This is a genomic window from Vibrio sp. 10N.261.46.A3, assembly GCF_041472995.1.
GTDB classification, from domain to species: Bacteria; Pseudomonadota; Gammaproteobacteria; order Enterobacterales; family Vibrionaceae; genus Vibrio; species Vibrio coralliirubri.
In genome coordinates this window covers 34,581-51,953 of record NZ_JBFRRH010000035.1, presented here as the reverse complement: position 1 = coordinate 51,953, position 17,373 = coordinate 34,581, and the positions used below count along the sequence as shown (strand labels likewise).

Sequence of the window (17,373 nt, the reverse complement as noted above, 5' to 3'; positions counted from 1 at the left end):
CCTGTTACGACTTTACCACTGAAAAAGCTTCTTTAGCCACTGTTTTGGTTGACTTTCACAGCCCTTTTTAATGTTTCCATCCTCATCCCAAACTGGCAGTTTGACTGCGCCATCACAATCAAACTCTAAAGCCCCTTCAGAAGTTCGAGTAAAGCTGGCTGTGATAATGCCTGTCGGCCAAGGCAGCAATAACTGCTCGGGAGTTCTCTGTTTCAGATAATCGGCATAAACACGTAACGCACCACTCGAACCAGTAAGCTTAGTCGGCTTGTTGTCATCACGCCCTAACCAGATGGTCGTCACTTCACGGCCATCAACGCCCACGAACCAACTGTCTCGGCTGTCATTACTGGTACCGGTCTTGCCAGCTAATCCTGCCCATGCAAACTGGCCTTGTAGGAAACGACCCGTACCTTCCGATACGCCACGTTTCATTGCATAGGTTGTTAACCAAGCGGCTTGCTGGTCGACGCTTTGTGATACACGAGGAATCGACTGATACAAAACCTCACCATCGTTATCAACCACAGATCGAAGCGCAGACAAAGGTGCGATACGCCCAGAATTGGTAATGGTTTGATACATCTGCGCGACTTGGAACGGAGTCAGTGAGAACGAACCCAAAAACATCGACGGTACTGGGCGAATTTCATTTTTATCGACCCCCAGTTTTCCAATCGTATCCGAGACACTATCAATGCCTAATTGCATGCCTAAACGAACAGTAGGTACGTTATAAGACTTAGAAAGCGCCACATACAAGGGCACATCGCCACGGAACTTGCGATCGAAGTTTCTCGGGCTCCACACGCTGCCTTTACTGCCTTTCAAGCTCAGTGGCGTGTCCTTCAATGTTGTCGCCAACGTGTACTTCTGGGGTTGCTCTAGTGCGGTTAAGTAGATTGCAGGCTTAACCAAAGAACCAATAGGACGACTCGCGTTCAAGGCACGGTTAAAGCCATCGTAGCCAGTACGCTTACCACCGACCATCGCTCGGATTTCACCGGTATTTCTATCCACGGCAATAGCCGCAGCTTCCAGTTTGTTACCTGCGGTTTTCGATAAATCAGGCACCTTACGTGCAATCGACTTCTCTAACTTGTCTTGGGAGACTGGATCCAGAGAGGTGAAGACTCGAATCCCTTTTTTCGCCTCAAATCGATCGCCGACATACTTCTTAAGCTCAATGTTTACTTGTTGGAAGTAAGCGGGCTGACGGCTAGCAATGCGTGGGTTGTCTTGAATATCCAAATCACGACTCGCCGCTTCTTCGTATTGTCGTGGAGTTAATATGTCTTGCTGCATCAATAAGCGAAGAACCAGATCGCGTCGAGTCTTGGCACGCTCAGGATAACGAACCGGATTGTAATACGACGGTCCTTTCACCATACCAACAAGCAGTGCTAGCTGATCGATACGCAGCTCTTGAATGGGCTGACCGAAGTACAAGCGAGACGCTAAACCGAAGCCATGAATCGCTTGCCCACCATTTTGCCCAAGGTAAACCTCGTTTAAGTAAGCCTCTAGGATTCGATCTTTGCTGTAACGATGGTCCAAGATAAGTGCAATGTAGGCTTCACGGACCTTACGCCACAATGTACGTTCACTGGACAAGAACAGGTTTTTTGCCAACTGTTGTGTCAGCGTACTACCACCTTGTACCGTTCGCCCAGCTTTGACGTTAACGACCATTGCACGAGCGATGGCCAGTGGCGACACACCATCGTGTTGATAGAAATTTCGGTCTTCGGTTGCTAATAAGGCATCAACCATCACTTCTGGGAACTGATTACGTTTTAAGAACAGGCGCTGCTCATCGTTACTTTTCTCAAGCATGCCAAGCATTTTCGGTTCAACACGCAAATAACCCATGTCGCCTTTCTTCTCTAGCGACTGAATACGAGTTAACTCGTTACCATTGAAATGCAGCATCACATGACGATCCGCTTCCGGTCCATCGACAAACTCGAACGGACGACGAATCATTTCAATCTTGGTTGAAGAAGAAGAGTATTCGCCCGGGTGACGAGGCGCATTCACCTTACGATAATTAAGTACATCGAGCTCATTCTTAACCTGCACCAAACTCACCGGAGTTCCCGGAGACAGATTTAGCACTCGCGCATAAACCACGGTTGGTAAATCAAACAGCTGACCTTCAAAGCGCTGTTTGACCACAGAATCAAGATAAATACCGACGAACAACAGCAATGCCGCAAGCGCTAAGCCCGCTTTCCAAGAAATGCCCCATAGGATCTTCAACCAACCTCTTTTGCCAGATTTCTTAGCCTTAGGTTTGGTCTTTTTCGCAGCCGCTCTTGGTTTTCTTGGCTTGGCTTTGGTCGCTGGTGACTTCTTTGCTGGCGCTTTTTTAGGTGGTGCCTTTTTTGGCGTTAACATTTTGGTCATCATCGATTCAACTGTCGTTTGGTTTTAGTGGTTGCTACATGGTTAGCTGGGTCATCCGGCCAAGGATGTTTTGGGTAACGGCCCTTCATCTCTTTTTGTACTTCTTTGTACGCGCCAGCCCAAAAGCCGGCTAAATCTTGAGTAATTTGTAGTGGTCGCTGTGCTGGAGAAAGGAGCTCAAGCACTACTTTTTTACGCCCTTGTGCGATCAATGGCGAGTCTTGTTCACCAAAGACTTCCTGCATCCGCACTGAGATCACGGGTTCAGATTGATATTGATAACGAATGGCCTTCTTACTGCCGGTCGGCATCAGGTACTGCGTTGGCAGCCATTGGTCTATTTCTTGATTCAAAGGCCAGCCAAGATAAGCCGACAATGCCTGTTCAATCGAAACACTAGCCAGCCCTTTTGCCGACTTAATGCCATTCAAATACGGAGATAGCCACTCATCAAGGTGTTCAATCAAACTCGCATCGTCCATTGCTGGCCAATCATGCTCAGGCATCCAAAGCGCTGCACAGCGTACACGCTCAACCAACTGCTTAGCCGAAGCTGTCCAATTTAAGCGATCCAGCCCGCATCGAGCGACATAATTGAGCAGCGCTTGGCTCGCCTGATTCGCATCGGGATCAGGTAAAGCTTTGGTGCTGATAATCAACTTGCCCAGAGACACTCGCTGCTCAGCCACTAAACGGCCACGTTTCTCATCCCAATCGGCGTAATCGGAACGCACAAACAGCTTTGGAAATTCAGCTTCTAGCTGCGCGATATCAACCGCGGCGGCTAAGAAAATTTGACTGGCTCGTCCTGTGCTGCGCATCAAATCAATCACTACGATATAGTCATTGTTCGCCAATGGGTCATCGTCACGAACCTCAGCGCCATGGCCATTCGCTAGAAGGAAAGCACTGCTGGTCGCGCTTCTCACTTGTGCAATCCGGTCTGGGAAGGCAAAACAAAGCACTAATGGTAGCAATGATTCGTCAGCTTGTGACAAATCTAAGTGATGATTGAGTTTGCTCGCGAGACTTTTCGCTCGCTGCATCACAACGCTATTTTTGGAATGTTTTCTTTGCTTAAATCGGTGCAAAGAGTGTTGAATATCCGTCACATTGCGTTCCGGCTCTTCCAACAAAGCAGCAGCAACAATCGCGACATTCAACAGAGCAGGACTACCTTGCTGCGCTTTAACTAACATGCTGCCAATACGAGGCTCTAGACCTAAACGTTGAGCCTGTTTTCCTAGTGCAGTAAATTGACCATTCTCGTCTAATAATTCAAGAGTCTGTAAGAGTTGCTTGGCTTGCCCAATAGAAGCTTTGGGCGGAACGTCTAACCATTGCAGTTCATCGGCACTCGCAGCTCCCCATTGCGTCAATTCAGACACCAACGAAGACAAATCAGAATGAAGAATTTCAGGTTCTGGTACAGCCGGTTGCTGAATAAGTTGCGTTTCGCTGTACAAACGGACGCACAAGCCCTCTTCCATTCGTCCCGCACGGCCTGCTCGTTGTTCAGCAGAAGATTGCGAGGTTTTCACTTGCTCAAGCTTCGTAATACCGGTTTTCAGATCGAACTTCGCCACACGTTCAAGCCCGGAATCAACCACCAATCGAATGCCTTCAATCGTCAAAGAAGTCTCAGCAATATTGGTCGCTAACACCACCTTTCGACGCCCTTTCTCTGATGGCGCGATCGCTTTCTGCTGTTGAGGAAAGCTGAGTTGCCCATACAGAGGACACACATCGATATCACTGGCAAGTTGCTCTAGTTGAGATTCCACCTGCTTAATCGCAGAAACGCCCGGCAAAAAGGCCAGAAGTGAGCCTGACTCTTTCTCCATCAGAGAACGAATCACGCTGGCCATTTTAGGGGCTAGATATTCATTTGCGTTAAGAGGCTGATAACGGAAATCGACCGGAAAGGTGCGACCTTGTGATTCAACGTATTTGGCATTCGGTAGCAAAGTTTGCAGTGCTTGTTGATCTAAGGTTGCCGACATCACAACCACTTTTAGATCGTCACGCAACGCCTCTTGGATCTCCAAGCTAAACGCCAATGCGGTATCGGCGTGAATGCTGCGCTCATGAAATTCATCAAAGATCACCATATCAACCCCAGTTAATTCAGGGTCGGTTTGGATCATTCTCGTCATGATCCCTTCGGTGACGATTTCCAAGCGAGTTGCACTGCTAGTTTTAGATTCACCACGGACTCTAAAGCCAATGCTCTCCCCCACCTTTTCTCCCAATTGGCTCGCTAAGTAAGTGGCAATATTCCTTGCCGCCAAACGCCTCGGTTCAAGCATAATGATTTTGCCTTGAACGGCGTTGGTCTTAACTAACTGTAAAGGGAAGAATGTTGACTTACCCGCACCGGGAGCGGCCTTTAGAATAAGTTGAGTGTGTGTTTCTACGCCAGCGAGCAGATCTGGCATCACAGCTTCTATGGGCAGTTGTGGCAATGGGAGAACCTTGTGGTGTAATGTTGGCAACATTGTACATAAAAACCTACCTGTCTAAATAAGTAATATGCACTTCAATCCGCCATTAGAGCCAGCGACTCTTATTAAACGCTATAAACGTTTCCTCACTGACATCCAACTTCCAGACGGTAGCGAGCGTACTATTCACTGCGCTAACACTGGAGCGATGACAGGATGTGCGACTCCTGGCAATACGGTGTGGTACTCAACCTCCGATAATGCAAAAAGAAAGTACCCAAACAGCTGGGAGATCTCAGAAACAGACAAAGGTCATCGTATTTGTGTAAATACTGCGCGGGCAAACCAGCTAGCAGTGGAAGCAATTGAAAATGGGACTATAGTTGAACTCTTAGGTTATAACGCGTTACGAACCGAAGTGAAATATGGCAGTGAGAATAGTCGCATTGATATTCTGCTTGAAGATAACGAAAAGCCGCCTTGCTATATCGAAGTGAAAAGCGTCACTTTGCTCGACGAGCAAGAAACGTCAACAAAAGGGCAAGGTTTTTTCCCTGATGCGGTCACAACCAGAGGCCAAAAACATCTGCGTGAACTCACAGAAATGGTCGAATCTGGAAATAGAGCCGTACTTTTATTCACTGTTTTACATTCAGGTATTGAAAAAGTGTCTGCGGCACACCATATAGACGCCAAATATTCGTTATTACTAAAACAAGCACAAGACGCTGGAGTTGAAGTGCTTTGCTATAAAGCAGAGCTCAGCAGTACTCAAATACAACTAAAACAAGCTGTTGAATTTATCAATAGCTAAGCAAAGATGCTGAACTAATCACATTGATTGCAAGTTTGAATAAGAGTATTTGCCACCATTCGTTCTTTCTGCTATAGATACCCGCCTTAAAATTAGCTGCTTTGCAGTTGACTAGGTGTAAATAGGAGATGCTGTATGCCAGAATCTAAGAAAAAAGCGCTAGGCATCCTAGCCATCGCAGGTGTTGAACCGTACCAAGAGAAGCCAGGTGAAGAGTACATGTCACCTGAGCAAACGGAACATTTTACAAAAATTTTAGCAGCTTGGCGCAACCAGCTCAGGGAAGAAGTTGATCGTACTGTGCACCACATGCAGGACGAAGCAGCGAATTTCCCAGACCCAGTTGACCGTGCTTCTCAAGAAGAAGAATTCAGCCTAGAGTTACGTAACCGTGACCGTGAGCGTCGTCTTATCAAAAAAATTGAGAAGACATTAGACAAGATCGAAGAAGACGATTTCGGCTTCTGTGATTCTTGCGGTATCGAGATTGGCATTCGTCGCCTTGAAGCTCGTCCAACTGCTGATCTTTGTATTGACTGTAAAACACTTGCAGAGATCAAAGAGAAACAGATGCAAGGTTAATTCTTGCAGATGTAAAGAAAGGGAGCCTTGGCTCCCTTTTTTGTTTGTTATCCAAGCGAAGTATTTCACACGCTTGATAGTAAATAGCAGCTTTAAGCCTTAGTTCCATACATCAAACCTTGGTTCTAGGCATTAAAGCTCTTGTTAAACGTCTTAAGAATCGGCTACTGCGGTACCATTTAGATTAGGTTGTTCACTCATGAATTATATCGGGCGCTTTGCACCATCACCGTCAGGTCCTCTTCATTTTGGCTCACTTGTTGCTGCTCTTGGTAGCTACTTTCAAGCGAAATCTAACCAAGGAAAATGGTTAGTTCGTATGGAAGACCTAGATCCACCAAGAGAAATGGCCGGCGCTGCAGACCTCATTCTTAAGACGCTTGAGGCTTACCATCTATTTTGGGATGGTGAAGTCGTCTATCAAAGCCAGCGTCATGACTTGTATCAAGCTCAAATCGATCAATGGGTTGCTGACAATCAAGCCTACTACTGCCAATGCACCCGCAAGCAGATAAAAGCTTTGGGCGGCTTTTACAATGGTCACTGTCGAGATGTAGGCCTAATCGATTCAGGTGAACAGGCGGTGCGCTTGTGCATGGACTTTCCAGTAGAGTCCTTTGATGATGTTCGCCACGGCACCATTCAAATCCCTAAAGCACTAGCTGCAGAAGATTTTATTATTAAACGCAGAGATGGATTGTTTGCCTATAACTTGGCCGTTGTCCTTGATGACATCGAACAAGGAGTAACAGAAGTAGTAAGAGGCGCAGACCTGATAGAACCAACCGGTCGACAAATCAGTTTGTATAAGACGCTCAAACAAAAAACAGTAAGCTACTTGCACTTACCATTGGCAACCGATGGCTTGGGGAATAAACTGTCAAAACAGAACCATGCCACCGCGATAGATCTCGATAACCCAAAACCAACGTTACTCAACGCGATGCGATTCTTAGGTTTTGATATCCCGACGGCTCTTTGTGAGGCTTCAATGGATGAGATTTTATTGTGGGGCTGCCAACAATGGAACGTCAGTCAGTTACCTGATAGTTTACAAAAAGAGCATTGTAATTAGCTCGAAACTCACGGCAAATAGCAAAAACGACACATAAAAATGCCATAACCAACCACTGTGGTTAAGCAGACGATGTTCTCAAATGGCTCGCGCTAAGCTATTATTAGCCGCAATTAAACTCTGCACTACCACTTTGGACTAAGAGAAAAACAAAGTTGGCGATACCTACTTTGTTCTAAACTAATGAATACAAACGACAATACCCCAAGCGAACAACGCGGATTCCACGAATTAGCTCTGAATATTTATACTCGTCAAGAGCACAATATTTCACGCAAGCAGATCAGCGACAACGCACTAAAAGTGCTATATCGCCTGAATGGTGCGGGTTTTGACGCATTTCTAGTCGGTGGTGGTGTGCGCGATATCTTATTAGGCTCTCAGCCAAAAGATTTTGATATTGCGACCAACGCAACGCCAGAGCAGATCAAACACCTCTTCAGAAACTGTCGCCTTATCGGTCGCCGTTTCCGCTTGGCACATATCATGTTTGGTCGTGACATCATTGAAGTGGCAACTTTCCGTGGTCACCACCAAGAACCATCGAAAAACGTTTCTGCACAATCGAAAGAAGGCATGCTACTGCGCGATAACGTGTACGGCAGTGTTGATGAAGATGCAGAGCGTCGTGATTTCACAATCAACGCGATGTACTACAACATTGCAGACTACAGCATCCACGATTACGCGGGTGGTGTAGAAGATTTAGAAGATAAGCTGATCCGCCTGATTGGTGATCCAGAAACGCGTTACCGCGAAGACCCAGTACGTATGCTACGTGCGATGCGCTTCGCCGCTAAACTGGATTTCGACATCGAAGAAGACACGGCTGACCCGATTGAAGAGTTAGCTCACCTTCTAAGAGACATCCCAGCAGCGCGCCTTTACGAAGAGTCTCTAAAATTACTGCAATCAGGCCACGGTTTAGAAACCTACCACCTGATGCGCGAGTACAACCTGTTCCAACAGATGTTCCCAGCGGTAGCTGAGCACTTCACAGAAGATTACGACTCTCACACAGAGCAGATGCTTGATTTGGTTCTCGATTCAACCGACCTTCGCATCGAAGATGGTAAGCGAGTAAACCCAGCATTCATGTTCGCAGCAATGCTTTGGTACCCGATGAACAAGCTGGCAGACAAACTTGTCGCTGAACAGGGTATGGCACACTACGATGCGATCATGGAAGCGAGTAACATCATTCTTGATCAGCAAGTAAAGTCTATTGCTATTCCTCGTCGTCACACCGCAACCATTCGCGAAGTTTGGCAACTGCAACTTCGACTGCCTCGCCGTAACGGTAAACGCGCTGTTCGTCTAATGGAGCTCAACAAGTTCCGTGCAGGCTACGATTTCCTAGAAATGCGTGGTGAGATTGAAGGTGGCGAAACCAAAGAGTTAGCAAAATGGTGGGAGCGTTATCAGACTGCAGGTCGCAACATGCGTCAAGCAATGGCTAACGACGTTGCAGCACCATCAAAGTCAGGCCATCGTCGCCGTAAGACTTACCGAAACAAAAAGAGTAAGCAATCCGAATGATAACTGCTTACATTGCGGTCGGCAGTAACCTCGCCGACCCAGTTAGCCAAGCAAATTTGGCTATCGAAACGCTAAAAAGCCTACCGCGATCAACGTTTATTGCGACCTCTCAGCTATATAGTAGCACTCCAATGGGACCGCAAAATCAACCAGACTACATCAACGCGGTAGTCGCTATCCAAACCGAATTAACGCCAATTGAACTGCTTGATTGCACTCAAAAGATCGAACTAGAGCAAGGGCGCGTCCGTAAAGACGAACGTTGGGGACCAAGAACCTTGGATCTCGACATTGTGCTATACGGCAATGAGGTGATCGATTCAGAGCGCTTAATCGTTCCTCATTATGGAATGAAAGAACGAGAGTTTGTACTCTACCCGCTTGCTGAAATCGCACCAAGTTTACAACTCCCTGATGGGACTGAGCTGACAGAACTGCTGAAAATAGTAGATAAGAACGGGCTCAATGTTTGGCAACAATAGCCAAGCGCATTAAGGAAAACCAATGAAAAAAGTAACCATTAACGACCTGATCAAATGCAAACGTGAAGGCCGTAAATTCGCGACTTCGACAGCTTATGATGCGAGCTTTGCTCAATTATTCGAAAGCCAAGAAATGCCAGTTCTGCTTGTCGGTGATTCACTGGGTATGGTTTTACAAGGCCATAACGATACATTACCAGTAACCGTTGAAGACATTGCTTACCATACTCGCTCAGTGCGTGCTGGTAGCCCAAATTGTCTTCTTATGGCTGACTTGCCTTTCATGAGCTACGCAACGCCTGAGCAAGCTTGTGAGAGCTCAGCGACTTTGATGCGTGCTGGTGCGAACATGGTAAAAATCGAAGGCGGAAGCTGGTTGGTTGATACTGTGAAGATGCTAACAGAACGTGCAGTACCAGTATGTGCACACTTAGGCTTAACGCCTCAGTCTGTGAACATTTTTGGTGGTTACAAGATTCAAGGTCGTGACGACGAGCAAGCCGACAAAATGGTTGCTGACGCATTAGCACTGCAAAACGCAGGCGCTCAAATCGTTCTACTTGAATGCGTGCCAGCTTCATTGGCAAAACGAATTACAGAAGCTTGTGACGTACCGGTTATCGGTATCGGCGCAGGTAATGTTACCGATGGTCAGATCTTGGTTATGCATGACATGTTCGGTATTTCTGCGAACTACATGCCGAAGTTCTCTAAGAACTTCCTAGCAGAAACAGGTGATATGCGTAAGGCAGTAGCTCTATACAAAGAAGAAGTAGAGAGCGCGCGCTTCCCTGATGAAGCTCATACAATCGCTTAGGAGTAAGTATGCAAACTTTTGCTGAAATAGCGGCTCTTCGTGAGCAGATTAAACAGTTTAAGCGTGATGGACGTACGGTTGCTTTTGTACCGACAATGGGAAACCTGCATGAAGGCCACCTGACTCTGGTAAAGAAAGCTCGTGAACTGGCCGACATCGTTGTGGTAAGCATCTTTGTAAACCCAATGCAGTTTGACCGTGCCGACGACCTAAACAACTACCCTCGCACGTTAGAAGCAGATTTAAGCAAACTAACAGGCGAAGGTGTTGAGCTAGTATTTACACCAACGCCAGAGGTGATGTACCCAGATGGATTAGACAAGCAGACGTTTGTTGAGGTCCCTGGCATATCTCACATGCTTGAAGGTGCCTCTCGCCCAGGTCACTTCCGTGGTGTTTCAACCATTGTCACTAAACTGTTTAATATCGTTCAGCCAGACTTTGCATGCTTCGGCGAGAAAGACTTCCAGCAACTTGCTGTTATTCGCCAGATGACCACTGACTTAGCGTTAGACATTGAAGTTGTCGGCGTTGCTACCGTTCGTGAAATGGATGGTTTGGCAATGAGCTCTCGCAATAGCAACCTAACGATTGACGAGCGCCAACGAGCTCCCGTTCTAGCGCGCACTATGCGCTGGATCAGCAGCGCTATTCGTGGTGGTCGCGATGATTACGCATCAGTGATTGAAGATGCTACTGACCAGCTACGCGCTGCAGATCTTCAACCTGATGAGATCTTCATCTGCGATGCGAAAACACTGCAAGCAATCACTTCAGAATCAACTCAAGCAGTGATTCTAATGTCGGCTTTCCTAGGTAAGACCCGTCTTATCGATAACCAAGTTCTCGATTTGGTAACGGAAACCAAAGAAGAAGTGAAAGAAGAAACGGCTGAGTAATCCGCTTTCTTCTCTTTACGTAAACCAGCTTCTAACGCAAAGCACAAACGAAAGATACAAAAAAGGTCGATGTAATATCGACCTTTTTCTTTGCCTGTCATTCAGGATAATTAATAGACCCTGGATAACTAAAAGTTAGCTACGTAAGCCAATACCCTTTGTTACTAAGTAGTGTGCAATGCCATACAACAGCACGATAAACACGCCTAGTACGCCAAATGACGTCACGATACCCACATCAGACACTCCCAAGAAGCCATATCTGAACGCGTTAACCATGTACACGATAGGGTTCAACTTCGATACACCTTGCCAGAACTCAGGCAACAGGCTAATTGAGTAGAACACACCACCCAGGTAAGTCAGCGGTGTTAAGATAAAGGTTGGGATAATAGAGATATCATCAAACGTGCGTGCGAATACCGCGTTAATCAAGCCACCCAAAGCGAACACAACTGATGTTAAAAATACCGTCGCAATGATCACGCCCCAATGGTCAACTTGTAAGTCGACAAAGAACAACGACACGAACGTTACTATGGTGCCCACTAACAAGCCACGAACCACGCCGCCCATTACGAAGCCGGCGATAATCACGTAGTTAGGAACAGGTGCTACAAGCAGCTCTTCAATATTCTTCTGGAACTTGGCACTAAAGAACGATGAAGCAACGTTGGAGTATGAGTTGGTGATCACCGACATCATGATCAGGCCGGGAACAATGTATTCCATGTAGCTAAAGCCGTTCATTTCACCAATACGCGCACCAATCAGGTTACCGAAGATGATGAAGTAAAGCGTCATGGTAATCGCTGGCGGCACCAGAGTTTGCACCCAGATACGAGTAAAGCGATTGATCTCTTTGGTCAACAAACTGCAGAAAGCTGTCCAATATAGGCTGTACATATTATTTACTCCCCTCACGGACGATACTCACAAATAGCTCTTCTAGACGGTTTGCTTTGTTACGCATAGAGAGGACTTTAACCTGTTGCTCGCTCAATTGAGCAAAGATGGTATTCAAACCTAGGTTCTTGTCGATTTCGATTTCTAGCGAACCATTGACCATCACTTGGCTATTCACGCCTTCAAGCTTAGGTTCGGTCGTGCCCTCTTCCAGATCCAGAATAAAGGTCTCAGCACTCAATTTACCCAACAGCGCTTTCATTGTTGTGTTCTCAATCAGCTCACCGCGATTGATGATACCAATGTTGCGACACAGCATTTCTGCTTCTTCTAGGTAGTGCGTGGTCAAGATAATGGTAATGCCCTGCTTCTCATTGATCTCTTTTAGGAATTCCCACATTGAACGACGTAGTTCAATATCAACGCCTGCTGTCGGTTCATCAAGGATCAACAAATGAGGTTCATGCATCAATGCACGCGCGATCATCAAACGACGCTTCATACCACCAGACAAGTTACGCGCACGTTCGCCACGCTTTTCCCACAGATCGAGTTGAGATAGGTACTTTTTCGCTCGCTCTTTCGCTAAGGCTTTTGGCACGCCGTAATAACCCGCTTGTTGCAGCACGATCTGTTCAACGGTCTCAAACGGGTTAAAGTTAAACTCTTGAGGCACAAGGCCTAAGTTCTGCTTCGCCAATTCCAGATCGGTATCAATGTCGTAGCCGAACACTTTAACCTTGCCTGACGTTTTATTTACCAATGAAGAGATAACACCAATGGTGGTTGATTTACCCGCACCATTGGGACCAAGTAGTGCGTAAAAGTCGCCTTTTTCTACTTGTAAACTAACGCCCTTCAGAGCCTCGAAGCCCCCAGCATAAGTTTTTCTTAATTGCTCAATTTCTAATGCATACATAGAGATAGACTGCCATTTGCTATAGATAAGATGTAGACGACCGAGCTTGAGGAAGAGAGTAATGCTTAAAACGAGCTAGCAGAAAACTAACCCAAACTTGTTTACTCGGCCATTTTGCAAATAAGTTTATCGTTGATTGACGATTAATACAAATATCGTGTGAGAGTTTCTTTCGAAAACAAATAAGCGTCTTGGATACGTGGAGGCCAAATCAACGTGCAATAAATATAAAAATGCCGCTAAGTGATTCACTTAACGGCATTAATGATCAGTCTTGAAGTGAGCGTCTATAGCTTATTCATATCAGCTCATTCATATCCGATTATTACTGAAAATTAAACTGACTCAAATTAATGTTCATCTCTATCGACATAGCTTGTTGCTGCCGTCAGGGCTTCATATCTGAATCGATAAGTATTGGATTCCGGCACTAGGTCAATCACGTGGAACTTCTCTAGTTGCTGACGAGTATTCTCATTAGGACACAGCAGGTACACCTCACACTGCGCATCCAATGCATCTTTAATCGCATTCTCTAGCGCAAGACCAACAGTGACATCAATCATAGGGACATCGGTCAGGTCTAGAATCATCGCTTCATAGTCAGAGATACTTGAGTGCTGGCGTGAAATTGCCTTTGAAACGCTGAATATCATCGGCCCTGAAAGATAGAAGAAGAGCACCTTACCATTGGCACTATCGAGTAACTGACGTTCGCTATCGGTCAATGGGATGTCATCTTCATCATCACCATCACTGATCGCCTTAACTTGTCTGGCTTGCTCTCGACTCAATCTTTCAATAATCAGAATGTTCGAGATAAACACGCCCAGTCCAACGGCAATAATCAAGTCGACAAACACAGTCAGTAGCATCACGCCGTACATCACGCCCATGCCGGCATAACTGACCTTGTGCGCGCGCTGGATAAAACTCCAATCTAGGATATTGAAACCAACATACATCGCGATACCAGCCAGCACTGCCATAGGAATCGGTTCTGTTAAGCCACCTGCAACCAATACCACGAGCGCAAGTACTAAAGCTCGAATAACACCGGAAAGCGGAGAACGCGCTCCCACTTGAATATTGGTCACGGTACCCATCGTAGCACCCGCGCCAGGTAGCGCACCAAACAGGCCAGAGATCATATTGGCAATGCCTTGGCCACGAAGCTCTTTGTCTGAGTCATGCTCTTTACGAGTCAATGAATCTCCGATAACCGCGGTCAAAAGCGTATCAATACAACCTAATGTACCAAGCACCAAGGCATCGATAACCATAGTAGTGAACTGTTCAGCGCTGATCGTAGGAATAACGAGAGAGGGTAAACCCGCTGGGATTTCACCAATACGGCGAATAGAGTCGGTATCAAAAATAATGACGGACAAGAGTGTCACAGCAACCAAAGCGACCAGTTGAGCAGGTACATACTTACGATACTTAGCGGGGAAGCCAAAAAGAATACCGAGCGTCAAAGCACCCAAAAACAGTTCACTCACTTTTAAGTTTGCTAGCGTATCAGGAAGTGCAGAGAGCGTGCCCATCACCCCACCAGAAGGTGCGGCATGTCCTAATAAAGGAGACAACTGAAGAATAATTAGAATAACGCCGATACCCGACATAAATCCGGAGATCACGCTATATGGCATCAAAGTCACGTATTTCCCGAGCTTTAACGTGCCAAGCAATATCTGAAATGCACCTGCCATCATCACGACTGTGAAGGTCATTGCCATGCCAGTTTCAGGGTATTTCGCGACCATACTGGTCATTACGGCTGTCATGATCACCGTCATCGGGCCGGTCGGTTCAGAGATCAGGCTGCTCGAGCCACCAAACAATGCAGCAAATAGGCCAACCATGATGGCGCCCCAAAGGCCAGCTTCCGCGCCCGCACCAGAAGCAACACCAAATGCCAATGCTAAAGGTAATGAAATGATGGCTGTAGTAACACCACCAAACATGTCCCCTTTGAGATTGATATCCGTAAAACGACTTCCAAACAAAACACACCTTCCTGATGATGAAATGACAAACCTTATCACTTTAACAAATGTATCAAGTGTTCAGAAAGTGTTAATTCAATCACATTATTAATGTCTTATAACCAGATCATAGCTTCTACGCTAAGTTAATGATTTTAACGACGAGTACACGTCAGATGAGTACTATTTGACACAGTTTTTACGAGATTGAATTTGTAACATTGTGTATAGTTGAGATTCTTAATTAAGGGATGTAAGACGCAAAATGCCAGAGATTAAACAGCTTTTTGAAAACAACTCTAAATGGTCAGAAGAAATTCGATCTCAACGACCTGAGTATTTTACAACGCTTGAAGAGGGTCAAAGCCCTGGTTTTCTATGGATTGGCTGCTCAGATAGCCGTGTTCCGGCCGAGCGTCTCACTGGTTTGTATTCTGGCGAACTGTTTGTTCACCGAAATGTGGCGAACCAAGTGGTTCATACCGACCTAAACTGCCTCTCAGTGGTACAGTACGCCGTCGATGTACTCAAAGTTAAACACATCATTGTCTGTGGCCACTACGGCTGTGGCGGTGTTAATGCGGCGATTGATAACCCTAAACTTGGTCTTATCAACAACTGGTTACTTCACATCCGTGACAATTACCTAAAATACCGTAAGCAAATCGAGGGGCTTCCTCGTGAGCAATGGGGTGACAAGTTGTGCGAAATTAACGTCGCAGAACAGGTTTATAACCTAGGCAACTCAACCATTATGCAGAATGCGTGGGAGCGTGGCCAAGACGTTGAAATCCACGGTGTGGTTTATGGTATTGGCGATGGCAAGCTGCAGGACCTTGGCGTACGTTGCTCAAGTAACGATACCCTAGAGAACAGTCATTTAGATGCATTAAACAAGATCTTAACGACACCTCTTCTTAGTCAACAAAGCTAACTCCTTCCGGAATAAATACAAAAAGCCCGCATCAAGCGGGCTTTTTAATGACTTCTACACCACAAGCGTAATGATTACTCTTGAGGTACTACCTTACCGATGTACGGTAGGTGACGATATTTTTGTGCGTAGTCGATACCAACACCAACAACAAACTCGTCTGGGATTTCAAAACCAATCCATTTTGTATCTACAGTCACTTCACGGCGAGAAGGCTTGTCTAGTAGCGTACAAATTTCGATAGACTTAGGACCACGTAGGCTCAGAATCTCTTTTACTTTAGTCAGCGTGTTACCTGTATCGATAATATCTTCTACAAGTAGAACGTCTTTACCTTGGATATCATCATCAAGGTCTTTCAAAATACGAACATCACGTGAGCTTTCCATGCCGTTGCCGTAGCTAGACGCGGTCATGAAATCAACTTGGTGAGTTAAATCGATAGCACGAGCAAGATCTGCCATAAAGACAAAAGATCCACGCAATAAGCCAACTAAAACTAGATCTTCACTACCGTTGTAGTGTTCCGTGATCTGTTTGCCTAGTTCGTTCACTCGATCCTGAACTTCTTGCTCAGAGATCATGACTTCAACTGTATGCTTCATACTGCTCTCATTCTATTTGGTGATTGCGACGAATGTTGACAGTTTCGTCAGTTGTGTCGCTCAATTTTGTGCGTAAGTCTAGCACTGCTCAAATACCCACACCACCTTATGATTCGAATTTACTGTCAGATTCTCCACGAAATGTGCGCTGGTGCCTTATCCAATACTCGTCTCCTTTCACATCAATGCTGATCACGCTTTATGTATCAAGTTTGATGTAACTGTCTATAAAACAAGCTGAAAGGATTGACCATTCGCATATGCACCATTACACTCATCTTGGCTTAAATAATAATAAAATCATTAATATAAAAATTTCGTTGGCAAGGAAAATAAAATGGACTCAATATCTAAGAGACCTAGAACTAGGCTTTCACCTTTAAAAAGAAAACTTCAATTGATGGAAATCGCTCTTGAGGTATTCTCTCGCCGCGGTATCGGTCGTGGTGGACACGCTGATATTGCAGACATCGCTCAGGTGTCTGTCGCAACTGTATTTAATTACTTCCCTACCCGTGAAGATCTGGTTGATGAAGTACTAAATCACGTTGTACGCCAATTCTCTAACTTCCTTTCAGACAATATCGACCTGGATATTCACGCAAAACAAAACCTACATAATATTGCGACTGAAATGGTGACGTTAGTGGCTCAAGATAGCCATTGGTTAAATGTATGGTTCGAATGGAGCGCTTCGACTCGTGATGAAGTATGGCCGCTATTCGTAACAACTAACCGCACTAACCAAATGTTAGTACAAAACATGTTTAGCAAAGCGATTGAACGTGGCGAAGTTTGTGACGATCACGACCCTAAACACCTAGCGAACCTATTCCACGGCATTTGCTACTCGCTATTCATCCAAGCGAAACGTGTAGAAACACCAGAAGAGCTTTCAAGCTTAACGGATAGCTACTTGAACATGCTGTGCATTTATAAGTAGATTCGAGATTCGAGATT

At 45.8% G+C, this 17,373-nt stretch carries 15 protein-coding genes; 9 read left to right on the top strand and 6 right to left on the bottom strand.

Annotated elements, in window-relative coordinates:
- Positions 1-12 precede the first annotated feature (12 nt).
- Both mrcB and hrpB read right to left on the bottom strand, forming a co-directional pair.
- A complete protein-coding gene (gene mrcB, locus AB4484_RS09850; RefSeq protein ID WP_372077827.1) occupies positions 13-2,412 on the bottom strand; it encodes a penicillin-binding protein 1B in 2,400 nt (799 codons plus the stop codon).
- On the bottom strand, positions 2,409-4,907 hold the full coding sequence (gene hrpB / locus AB4484_RS09845; protein ID WP_372077826.1) for an ATP-dependent helicase HrpB: 2,499 nt from the start codon (positions 4,905-4,907) through the stop codon (positions 2,409-2,411). The genes mrcB and hrpB overlap by 4 nt, the downstream gene beginning before the upstream one ends.
- A 34-nt stretch (positions 4,908-4,941) precedes the next feature.
- Between hrpB and sfsA the strand changes: the two genes are divergently transcribed.
- The 7 genes from sfsA (at position 4,942) to panC (ending at position 11,061) form a co-directional block, all read left to right on the top strand.
- A complete protein-coding gene (gene sfsA, locus AB4484_RS09840) occupies positions 4,942-5,667 on the top strand; it encodes a DNA/RNA nuclease SfsA (protein ID WP_017066814.1) in 726 nt (241 codons plus the stop codon).
- Positions 5,668-5,802: 135 nt separating this feature from the next.
- Positions 5,803-6,249: an RNA polymerase-binding protein DksA gene (dksA, locus tag AB4484_RS09835; protein ID WP_004738189.1), complete on the top strand. Its 447-nt coding sequence runs from the start codon at positions 5,803-5,805 to the stop codon at positions 6,247-6,249.
- A gap of 199 nt (positions 6,250-6,448) precedes the next feature.
- Positions 6,449-7,324 (top strand): tRNA glutamyl-Q(34) synthetase GluQRS, encoded by an 876-nt coding sequence (gluQRS, locus tag AB4484_RS09830; RefSeq protein ID WP_059020146.1) that lies wholly within the window; start codon positions 6,449-6,451, stop codon positions 7,322-7,324.
- Between the two features lie 183 nt (positions 7,325-7,507).
- Complete coding sequence (pcnB, locus tag AB4484_RS09825; protein WP_017059432.1) at positions 7,508-8,863, top strand: polynucleotide adenylyltransferase PcnB; 1,356 nt, start codon at positions 7,508-7,510, stop codon at positions 8,861-8,863.
- Positions 8,860-9,345, top strand: coding sequence for a 2-amino-4-hydroxy-6-hydroxymethyldihydropteridine diphosphokinase (gene folK, locus AB4484_RS09820; RefSeq protein WP_004735459.1), 486 nt, complete (start codon positions 8,860-8,862; stop codon positions 9,343-9,345). Before pcnB ends, folK begins: the two co-directional genes overlap by 4 nt.
- Before the next feature lie 22 nt (positions 9,346-9,367).
- Entirely contained in the window at positions 9,368-10,162 is a 795-nt protein-coding gene (gene panB / locus AB4484_RS09815; RefSeq protein WP_048605732.1) for a 3-methyl-2-oxobutanoate hydroxymethyltransferase, read from the top strand.
- Positions 10,163-10,170: 8 nt separating this feature from the next.
- Positions 10,171-11,061 (top strand): pantoate--beta-alanine ligase, encoded by an 891-nt coding sequence (gene panC, locus AB4484_RS09810; RefSeq protein WP_048615611.1) that lies wholly within the window; start codon positions 10,171-10,173, stop codon positions 11,059-11,061.
- A 135-nt stretch (positions 11,062-11,196) separates the two neighbouring features.
- Here panC and AB4484_RS09805 read toward each other — a convergent pair whose 3' ends face one another.
- From AB4484_RS09805 to AB4484_RS09795, 3 genes are all read right to left on the bottom strand, one after another.
- Entirely contained in the window at positions 11,197-11,967 is a 771-nt protein-coding gene (locus AB4484_RS09805) for an ABC transporter permease (protein ID WP_010435987.1), read from the bottom strand.
- A gap of 1 nt (position 11,968) precedes the next feature.
- Entirely contained in the window at positions 11,969-12,886 is a 918-nt protein-coding gene (locus tag AB4484_RS09800; protein ID WP_017059435.1) for an ABC transporter ATP-binding protein, read from the bottom strand.
- Between the two features lie 350 nt (positions 12,887-13,236).
- Complete coding sequence (locus tag AB4484_RS09795; protein WP_372077891.1) at positions 13,237-14,853, bottom strand: SulP family inorganic anion transporter; 1,617 nt, start codon at positions 14,851-14,853, stop codon at positions 13,237-13,239.
- Positions 14,854-15,139: 286 nt separating this feature from the next.
- Between AB4484_RS09795 and can the strand changes: the two genes are divergently transcribed.
- Entirely contained in the window at positions 15,140-15,808 is a 669-nt protein-coding gene (gene can, locus AB4484_RS09790; protein ID WP_017059437.1) for a carbonate dehydratase, read from the top strand.
- A 74-nt stretch (positions 15,809-15,882) separates the two neighbouring features.
- Here the strand turns inward: can and hpt are convergent, their stop codons facing one another.
- Complete coding sequence (gene hpt / locus AB4484_RS09785; RefSeq protein ID WP_017059438.1) at positions 15,883-16,413, bottom strand: hypoxanthine phosphoribosyltransferase; 531 nt, start codon at positions 16,411-16,413, stop codon at positions 15,883-15,885.
- Between the two features lie 337 nt (positions 16,414-16,750).
- Here hpt and AB4484_RS09780 point away from each other — a divergent pair, with 337 nt between their 5' ends.
- On the top strand, positions 16,751-17,356 hold the full coding sequence (locus tag AB4484_RS09780) for a LuxR/HapR/OpaR family quorum-sensing transcriptional regulator (protein ID WP_019824386.1): 606 nt from the start codon (positions 16,751-16,753) through the stop codon (positions 17,354-17,356).
- Positions 17,357-17,373: the final 17 nt, after the last annotated feature.

Excerpts from the sequence above, each read along its gene's own strand:
- panC (WP_048615611.1), top strand. The coding sequence starts at position 10,171 with ATGCAAACTTTTGCTGAAATAGCGGCTCTTCGTGAGCAGATTAAACAG.
- pcnB (WP_017059432.1), top strand. The coding sequence starts at position 7,508 with ATGAATACAAACGACAATACCCCAAGCGAACAACGCGGATTCCACGAA.
- AB4484_RS09800 (WP_017059435.1), bottom strand. The coding sequence starts at position 12,886 with ATGTATGCATTAGAAATTGAGCAATTAAGAAAAACTTATGCTGGGGGC.
- AB4484_RS09780 (WP_019824386.1), top strand. The coding sequence starts at position 16,751 with ATGGACTCAATATCTAAGAGACCTAGAACTAGGCTTTCACCTTTAAAA.
- folK (WP_004735459.1), top strand. The coding sequence starts at position 8,860 with ATGATAACTGCTTACATTGCGGTCGGCAGTAACCTCGCCGACCCAGTT.
- hpt (WP_017059438.1), bottom strand. The coding sequence starts at position 16,413 with ATGAAGCATACAGTTGAAGTCATGATCTCTGAGCAAGAAGTTCAGGAT.
- AB4484_RS09805 (WP_010435987.1), bottom strand. The coding sequence starts at position 11,967 with ATGTACAGCCTATATTGGACAGCTTTCTGCAGTTTGTTGACCAAAGAG.
- panB (WP_048605732.1), top strand. The coding sequence starts at position 9,368 with ATGAAAAAAGTAACCATTAACGACCTGATCAAATGCAAACGTGAAGGC.
- AB4484_RS09795 (WP_372077891.1), bottom strand. The coding sequence starts at position 14,853 with ATGTTTGGTGGTGTTACTACAGCCATCATTTCATTACCTTTAGCATTG.
- dksA (WP_004738189.1), top strand. The coding sequence starts at position 5,803 with ATGCCAGAATCTAAGAAAAAAGCGCTAGGCATCCTAGCCATCGCAGGT.
- can (WP_017059437.1), top strand. The coding sequence starts at position 15,140 with ATGCCAGAGATTAAACAGCTTTTTGAAAACAACTCTAAATGGTCAGAA.
- sfsA (WP_017066814.1), top strand. The coding sequence starts at position 4,942 with ATGCACTTCAATCCGCCATTAGAGCCAGCGACTCTTATTAAACGCTAT.
- mrcB (WP_372077827.1), bottom strand. The coding sequence starts at position 2,412 with ATGATGACCAAAATGTTAACGCCAAAAAAGGCACCACCTAAAAAAGCG.
- hrpB (WP_372077826.1), bottom strand. The coding sequence starts at position 4,907 with ATGTTGCCAACATTACACCACAAGGTTCTCCCATTGCCACAACTGCCC.
- gluQRS (WP_059020146.1), top strand. The coding sequence starts at position 6,449 with ATGAATTATATCGGGCGCTTTGCACCATCACCGTCAGGTCCTCTTCAT.